The following is an 8,229-nucleotide window of genomic DNA, read 5'->3' on the forward strand; positions in this document are numbered from 1 at the left end:
CAAATTCCTCGCCTCATCGATTATTTTGTTGGGGGAAAACAATTTTATCTAGTCCAAGAATATATTGATGGTTGTACCTTAAAACAAGAAGTCAAAGAAAACGGCATTTTTAACGAGACGCAAGTTAAAAAGTTTCTTCAAGAAATTTTACCTTTATTACATTATATTCATAGTCAAGAAGTTATTCATCGAGATATTAAACCTGCAAATATTTTACGACGGCGAATTGATGAACGTCTGGTTTTAATTGACTTTGGAGCGGTCAAAGATCAAGTCAATCAAGCAACCCTGATGGGCACTGGACAAACTGCATTTACCAATTTTGCCATCGGAACATCTGGGTTTGCTCCCCCTGAACAAATGGCATTGCGTCCCGTTTATGCCAGTGATATTTATGCCTTGGGAATGACCTGTGTTTACTTAATGACGGGTAAATCGCCCAATTCCTTTGAAAGTAATCCGGTGACAGGGGAAATTTTATGGCAACCCCATTTAGATATCAGTGATTCCTTTGCCAGTATTTTGCAACGGATGTTGGAATTTTCCGTACAGTATCGTTATCAGTCGGCGCAAGATGTTCTACGAGCGTTAAATTCAGAATCCAGTTATGGAATTCTAGCAGAAGGGATGGTGACGCAGCAGAAACCCAACCTTAATCCTAACCGGAAATCACCAACTTCGAGTCAGGAATCAACGTTTTTGAATGAACCGAATACCGCCTTGCTGTTACCTTCCCAGCGTATGGCGGCTCAAATTCAAGCTCGGAATAAACGCTTAACCCAGAAAAAACAACAGAATGTAGCTGGGGATACAGAGATTTATGATGAAACATCTTTAGTCAGTGGTCTTAGTGCCACTCAAGGTGCCCCTAGCACCATGATTTATGAACCTGTTTCTAATCAAAGTAAATTTAGTCCGCCCCCCGCCGCCTCGAAATGGAATGAAAATACATTAAAGACTGCTTACATGAAAGGAAAACGCGATTTTCCCGATTGTGAATTAAGCGGTTTAAACTTACAAAATTTTGATTTTTCGGGATGTAATTTTTATGAATCCCGTTTAAGTAATAGTAATTTTCAAAACTGCGATTTAACTGAAGCTAATTTTGGTCGCGCTCGATTAACAGAAGTGAATTTTCGCAATGCTCAATTAGTCAAAGCTTATTTAAGTAATGCTAATTTAGAACGGGCTGATTTACGGGGAGCTAATCTTCGAGATTCTTGTTTAAATCGAGCAAATTTGCGAGGAGTTAATCTCTGTGGCGCGAATCTAACCCGTGCCATCGTCAGTGATGAACAATTAGCAATGGCTAAAATGAATTGGCGTACTATTCGACCCAATGGAAAACGAAAATTGTGGTGTTTTTGGTTTTAACAAAAAGGATAGGACATCGACAAAAATAGGGGCTTGCTGGGTTTAAAACCCTTGGAGGACTAGCTAGAAATACCATTTCTGATTACCATAGAAGGTGTTCTACCCCTGACTAAAGACAACAGAAGTATGAGTGCAACAATCACAGAAAATCCACTCCTGATCGGTCAAGGATTACCCCCCTTTGAACAGATTACACCGGATCACGTTGTTCCTGGGATTACGCAACTTTTAACAGAACTCGAACAGGAACTTACTACCTTAGAAACCCAAGTCAAACCAACCTGGACAGGTTTAGTGGAACCTCTGCAAAAATTACAAGAACGGTTAACCTGGAGTTGGGGAATTGTTGGGCATTTAATGGGAGTCAAAAATAGCCCAGAATTAAGAACCGCCCATGCAACAGTTCAGCCGAATATTGTACAGTTTATCAATAAACTCAATCAAAGTCAAGCCATTTATCAAGGCTTTAAACAGTTAAGAAATAGTCAAGAATGGGAGCAATTAGATTCGGCTCAAAAACGCATTGTTGAAACAGCGATTCGAGATGCTGAATTATCAGGTGTTGGATTACAAGGAGAAGAACGGGATCAATTTAATGCCATTCAATTAGAATTAGCCGAGCTTTCGACTCAATTTTCTAATCATGTTTTAGATGCCACAAAAGCCTTTAGTTTAACCTTAACTACACCCGAAGAAATTGCAGGTTTACCGCCTAGTTTACTCAGTTTAGCGGCTCAAGCTGCCCGTGCAGAAGGGTCAGAAAATGCCACCCCAGAAAACGGCCCCTGGCGTATTACCTTAGATTTTCCCAGTTTTGGCCCCTTCTTAAAATATAGCCAGAGGCGAGATTTACGAGAAAAAGTTTATCGAGCTTATATTAGTCGAGCTTCTAATGGAGACTTGAATAATTTTCCCTTAATTGAACGCATTTTAGAACTCAAAAAACAGAAAGCAACCCTTCTGGGTTTTGATAGCTATGCCGAATTAAGTTTAGCCAGTAAAATGGCTCCCAATGTGGCGGCTGTTGAAGCTTTATTAGAAGAATTACGCAGTGTGAGTTATGATGCGGCTCAACAAGAATTTGAAGATTTAAAAGGCTTTGCTGCGTCAAAAGGAGCCGAAGAAGCAAACAATTTACAACATTGGGATATTGCCTTTTGGTCAGAACGACAACGGGAAGAAAAATTTGCTTTTACCGATGAAGAATTACGACCTTATTTTTCCCTACCGAAAGTTTTAGAAGGACTCTTTGGATTAGTTCATCGAATCTTTGGAATTACCATTACTCCAGCCGATGGTCAAGCCCCCATTTGGCATGAAGATGTCCGCTATTTTCAAGTTGCCAATGAAAGTGGAAATCCCATTGCTTACTTTTATTTAGATCCCTATAGTCGTCCGGCTGAAAAACGCGGGGGAGCTTGGATGGATGAATGTATTGGTCGTGCAAAATGGGTAGAAAATGGCGAAACCAAAGTGCGATTACCCGTCGCTTATTTACAATGTAATCAAACCCCACCCATTGATGATCAACCCAGTTTAATGACGTTTACAGAAGTCGAAACGTTATTTCATGAATTTGGTCATGGGTTACAACATATGTTAACTACTGTTGATTATGCTGGTGCTGCTGGCATTAATAATGTGGAATGGGATGCGGTGGAATTGCCAAGCCAATTTATGGAGAATTGGTGTTATGAACAAGCTACCTTATTTGGCATGGCAAAACATTATCAAACTGGAGAAACCTTACCCGAACATTATTACAAAAAGTTGTTAGCGGCTAAAACCTATATGAGTGGAACAGGAATGCTGCGACAACTTCATTTTGGGTTTGTGGATATTGAATTACATCACCGTTATCAACCCGGAGGAAGTGAAACCGTTAGTGATGTTCGCAACCGCATTGCAGAGAATACAATGATTATTAAACCTCTGCCAGAAGATGCCTTTTTATGTGCTTTTGGTCATATTTTTGCGGGAGGTTATTCGGCAGGATATTACAGTTATAAATGGGCAGAAGTTTTAAGTGCTGATGCCTTTTCTGCCTTTGAAGAAGCCGGATTAAATAATCAAAAAGCCGTTTCAGAAACCGGGAAACGCTTCCGAGATACGGTATTAGCATTAGGAGGAAGTTTACATCCGATGGAAGTATTTAAATCCTTCCGAGGACGAGAACCGAGTACAAAACCGTTATTAATTCATAGTGGTTTAATCGCCGCGTAATCAATTGTAGGAGTGGGGTTATCCCGCCCCTACTTATAGCGCTACTTGAAGAGGGAACAGGGAACAGTAAGAAGTGAAAGGGTTTGAGAATTCAGAAATGTCCTAACTGTAATGCGTAGCGCTATAGTTATCAGGTTAATTGTTGATCTAAAAAATAGCTAACATTTAGCTTGAGCCTGACTTAATCGCTATAATAAATAAAAAAATGTTTTGATGAATTTCAAATTATGGTATTATTTTTATATATAATAAATGATGGAGAATTAATGGAAATTAGTTCTCTAAATCCTAATTTACGCTTTGAAAGCAATGCAAATTTTTAAATTTAGTGCCAGATTTTGTTATAGAAATTTTCTCTAAAATTGATAGTTTAAAAAAATACCAAGAAAAAATGACAGAATATCTTGAAAGGGGTGACATAAATTGTAAATCCTGAGAATAATCGATCCGATAAAATCGATACAATTTTTTCAGGATTTATGAGAATCACTTCGCTTAAAATTCCTTGTAAAACCGATACTTTTTCTCCTTCATTAAATTCTACAGTTTCTCCAGTTCCCGTGTTTTAAATCACTTGTACTGTTCCTTCCAAAACTTTAATATTTCCTGTATTTTTATCGGTTGTTTCTAAGATATAAAAGGAAATTTAGATCAATCCTTAGAATTGTATAATCAAGCTAAGCATTATCTCGATATCGAATTGCAACAATTAAACAAAAACAGGGGAATTTTGAAGAAGCGATCGCTCAAATTGAAACCGCTTTAACTATTATTGAAGATTGATGATCAAGCCACATCCCAATTAATGGTTAAATTTTATCAAGGAATGTTAACAAAAGGATGATCTCCCGTTGCGGCTTTACGACAAGCTCAAATTAAAATGTGGCAAAATGAAGCATCAGAATGGATACCTCCTGATTATTGGTCGGGATTTACCTTACAAGGAGAATGGGAAAACATTTAGAATGAAAAACCCATGACCCGACTCAGTACAAAAAACTCTGATTTTCCAGATCCTCCCAAATCCCGTCTTCAGTTAAAATAAACTCGAAGCAAGCCTATTAATTGTTTAATTTTTCTGCATTTTGTTCATCTTAACGACCCATACCAGGGAATTTTGAACTATGACAAGCCCGACTGTAGGTAGAGACACGGATCAACCTCAATCTTCTCCATCCTGGCCCGATGCTCCTGCAAAACCTTTACCCGTTTGGGTTCGTCGCTGGGGAGCGTTTGTGGCGGAAGTTTCCTTAGTTGCGGTGAGTGGGTTAATTCCCTTTACCCTGGGTGTCGTCTCCAACCGCACTGATCAACCCGTCCCCCTAAATCCCGTTGTCCGCCTCACATCAGAAACCGTCGCCGCAACATTAGGAATTCCGGTGCGCGATCGCAACCCCAAAGTCGCCCCCTTAACGAATTTGTTGTGGTCAGGTGCGTTACTGTTACCCCTGGTCGTGGGAGGATGGCAACTTTATCTATTAGCTAAACGGGGTCAAACCTTACCCAAAATGTGGCTTGGGGTACAGGTGATTAATCCCAATGGTTTACCCCCAGGATGGGGACGAGTCATCCGTCGAGAATTAATCGGACGTTGGGGAATTCCCTTAACCCTTGCTTATGGCCTTTGGCAAGTCACAGGAGCTTATCCTAATTTATTAATTTTAGGAGCTTTATCCGGTGCAACTTTATTAGGAGATGCCTTAATTGCGAAACGATTTCAAGGTCGAACCGGACATGATTTATTAGCAGAAACGTCCGTACAAGAAGCCCCCGCAATTTTAGGATTTAATCCCTTTACAAATTATGATTGGGTTCGGGAAGATGATGCGGTTCATGCCATTGTTGTTACCCCTGAAACCCCAAAATTAGAGTTTAATTTGTGGACTTGGATGCGTCAACATCCGGGTTTAACTTTAATTATTGTTAGTAGTGCCAGTATGGCCGCAGTTTTAGGAACCTTTGTTGGGACTCAAGTTTATATTCAAAATCAAGCCAACCGTCGAGAATTTCAACAACAGGATAATCAAGTTTTTCTAGCTTTAGTGAGTAAATTAGCCCCCAATGCGTCTACAGATGTTGCTCAAAAACGAGGAGCTATTTTAGCATTAGGGGCGATTAAAGATCCCCGTGCTATTCCTTTATTAGTGGATTTATTAGCTCAGGAAGAAAATCCCGTTTTAATGGATGTAACCCAACAAGCATTAGTTAGTACGGGCCCCCAAGCTTTACCTCATTTAAGACGCTTAAACCAAGCGTTGAAAAATGATTTAGATTCCATGCAATTTGGGTCTGAAAATCAAGAAAAAGAATTAGCTGGACGACGACAACAAGCCACCCAACGAGCGATCGCTAAAATATTAAAAGTCTATGGCGGTTTTGTCCAGAATGTTGATTTAAGTCGAATTGATTTAGGGCAAAATACCACCCCACCTGTTCAATTTACTTTAGTTTTAGAACAAACAGACTTATCCGGTATTAACTTTAGAAATACTAACTTTACTAAAGCTAGTTTCAAAAATAGTCGGTTTGCGAGTGCGGGAGACGATGGACGGTTAGGAACCTTTGATGATTGGATTTCCGATTTAAGTGGCGCTGATTTAACTGAAGCCGATTTAACCGGAGCTTTCTTGAGTAATACTGTGTTAAAATACAGCAATTTTTTGAAGGCGAATCTCAATAAAGCCAATTTATCTTCATCAGATTTAACCGGAGCTAATTTTAGCAGTGCTAAATTATTAGGTTCTAATTTGCAACAAGCTAATCTCACGGATGCTAAATTTACAGGTGCGGAATTATCCAGTGCGAATTTCTCCAATAGCGATTTAAAAACCGCTCGTTTGACTTCCGCTAAAGCGCCGGGTGCTAATTTCCAATTTAGCAATTTAAGACAAGCAAACTTTAAAAATGCTGATCTATCGGCGGTTAATTTTGCAGGTTCAAATTTACAGGAAGCTGACTTAACCTCCGCTAAATTAAAAGGTTCTAACTTTAAAAATGCTCGATTACAAGATGCTAATTTTAAAAATGCGAATCTCAGTTTAGTTAATTTTCAAGGAGCGAAACTAGACGGAACTAATTTTAAAGGCGCAATCTTTGTTTCTTCTCAACAAAATAAAGCCGATCAATTTATTTCCACACCCGAAGATACTTCTGACTCTAACCGTCTTAATAAGGTTGATTTTAGCAATGCTATTAATTTGGATCAAAACCAAATTAAATACATTTGTTCTCAAGGGGGAATTCACCCCGACTGTCCACCTCAAGACGGGAAACAGTAAAGAGTGCGATCGCACTTAACTGTTTAATCTGATTTTAGTTGACCCTAACTCTGTAGGAGCGAGGTTTCCTCGCCCTTACGAGATCTGGGAATATTATCAACAATATTATTAAGCAATATTTAGGTATTGTGCTCTTACTGACCCTACCTATTTGTTAAATTATGCCATAATATTATTAAAGGTGAATCATCGTTATTTCTTCATTCAACAGAGAGGTTAAATAATGTATCACGTTACAGGAGAATACGCTAAAAATAACTTCAGTGAAATTTTAGAAAAAGCCAGTACGGAACCTGGAGGAGTTGTTATTGTTCAGGATAATAAAAGTTTCATCCTCATCAGCCAAGAAGAATTAGAAAGCTGGACGGAAACCACCGAACTACTTCAAGACAAAACCTTAATTGCTGATATTGAAGCCTCTCGTCAAGAATATCAACAGGGGGAAGTTTTCACAATAGATCAACTTTTGGATTAAAACAATGGCAGATTATCAAATTCAATTTTCTAAATCTGCTCAAAAAGATATTGCTCAACTTACCTCCCAGCAAAAAGCAAAGTTAAAGCAAATTTTGCAAAATATTATTTCTAAAAATCCTTATGTGGGAAAATCCCTTAAAGGTCAGCTAGAGGGATTATATTCTTATCGTCTCAACCGTAAAGATCGAATTGTCTATGAAATTTTAGAAGCTGATAAAGTGGTATTTATAATTAGAACAAAAACCCATTACGGCGATTAATTGTAGTAATGAGTGCGATCGCACTTAACTGTTTAATCTGATTTTAGTTTACCCTAACCCTGTAGGGGCGAGGTTTCCTCGCCCTTACGATATCTGGGAATATTATCAACAATATCACTAAGCAATATTGCGATGTTGTGACCAAAATTGACCGACTCTTATTTATTCTTTATCTTCTAAGGTTAGGAAATGAAGTTTCCCGAATATTTCAGCAGCTACAATTGTTTTTCCATCAGGAGAAACTGTGTAACAAGCTAGAGGATTATCTGTTGTAAAAGTAGCTTTAACCTTTCCCATTTCTAAGTCCCAGACGATCAGATTATTGCCTTTATAAATTGAAATAACTTCTTTGAAATCTGGAGTAATAGTTACTTCTTTTTGAGCATCACTCCACTGATTTTTTATTTTAAAAATTTCATGTCCAGTTTGTAAGTTAAAAATTCTCAAATATTGATCATTTGTAGCTACGAGCATTTTACTATTATCAGTGTTTATTTGAACAAATAAAATAGCTCCTGTTAAATTGATTTTATAAACTTGTTGACCTGTTTCTAAACTCCAAGCTTCTAAATTACGAATTGTTGCATCATTATTTTTTTCAAAAGTTTGTATCAAAA

6 protein-coding genes are annotated in these 8,229 nt (G+C 38.2%); 5 read left to right on the forward strand and 1 reads right to left on the reverse strand.

What is annotated here, in order from left to right; all coding sequences use genetic code 11:
* The 5 genes from ACKPEB_RS06205 to ACKPEB_RS06225 all read left to right on the forward strand — a co-directional run.
* On the forward strand, window positions 1–1,374 hold a 1,374-nt coding region (locus tag ACKPEB_RS06205), incomplete at its 5' end, for a protein kinase domain-containing protein (protein ID WP_408963975.1).
* 126 nt (window positions 1,375–1,500) lie between these two features.
* On the forward strand, window positions 1,501–3,597 hold the full coding sequence (locus ACKPEB_RS06210; RefSeq protein WP_408963976.1) for a M3 family metallopeptidase: 2,097 nt from the start codon (window positions 1,501–1,503) through the stop codon (window positions 3,595–3,597).
* A 1,124-nt stretch (window positions 3,598–4,721) separates the two neighbouring features.
* Entirely contained in the window at window positions 4,722–6,875 is a 2,154-nt protein-coding gene (locus tag ACKPEB_RS06215; protein ID WP_408963977.1) for a pentapeptide repeat-containing protein, read from the forward strand.
* A gap of 223 nt (window positions 6,876–7,098) precedes the next feature.
* Complete coding sequence (locus ACKPEB_RS06220) at window positions 7,099–7,350, forward strand: type II toxin-antitoxin system Phd/YefM family antitoxin (RefSeq protein WP_408963978.1); 252 nt, start codon at window positions 7,099–7,101, stop codon at window positions 7,348–7,350.
* A gap of 4 nt (window positions 7,351–7,354) precedes the next feature.
* A complete protein-coding gene (locus ACKPEB_RS06225; RefSeq protein WP_408963979.1) occupies window positions 7,355–7,612 on the forward strand; it encodes a type II toxin-antitoxin system mRNA interferase toxin, RelE/StbE family in 258 nt (85 codons plus the stop codon).
* A 162-nt stretch (window positions 7,613–7,774) separates the two neighbouring features.
* On the opposite strand, the gene ACKPEB_RS06230 is transcribed toward ACKPEB_RS06225, so the two are convergent.
* Window positions 7,775–8,229 (reverse strand): WD40 repeat domain-containing protein (locus ACKPEB_RS06230; RefSeq protein ID WP_408963981.1); only part of this gene is annotated, 455 nt, incomplete at its 5' end.

Source organism: Planktothrix sp. (assembly GCF_046067725.1).
Classification (GTDB): Bacteria; Cyanobacteriota; Cyanobacteriia; order Cyanobacteriales; family Microcoleaceae; genus Planktothrix.

Coding starts and splice junctions, on each gene's coding strand:
- ACKPEB_RS06215 (WP_408963977.1), top strand. CDS start 4,722: ATGACAAGCCCGACTGTAGGTAGAGACACGGATCAACCTCAATCTTCT.
- ACKPEB_RS06220 (WP_408963978.1), top strand. CDS start 7,099: ATGTATCACGTTACAGGAGAATACGCTAAAAATAACTTCAGTGAAATT.
- ACKPEB_RS06210 (WP_408963976.1), top strand. CDS start 1,501: ATGAGTGCAACAATCACAGAAAATCCACTCCTGATCGGTCAAGGATTA.
- ACKPEB_RS06225 (WP_408963979.1), top strand. CDS start 7,355: ATGGCAGATTATCAAATTCAATTTTCTAAATCTGCTCAAAAAGATATT.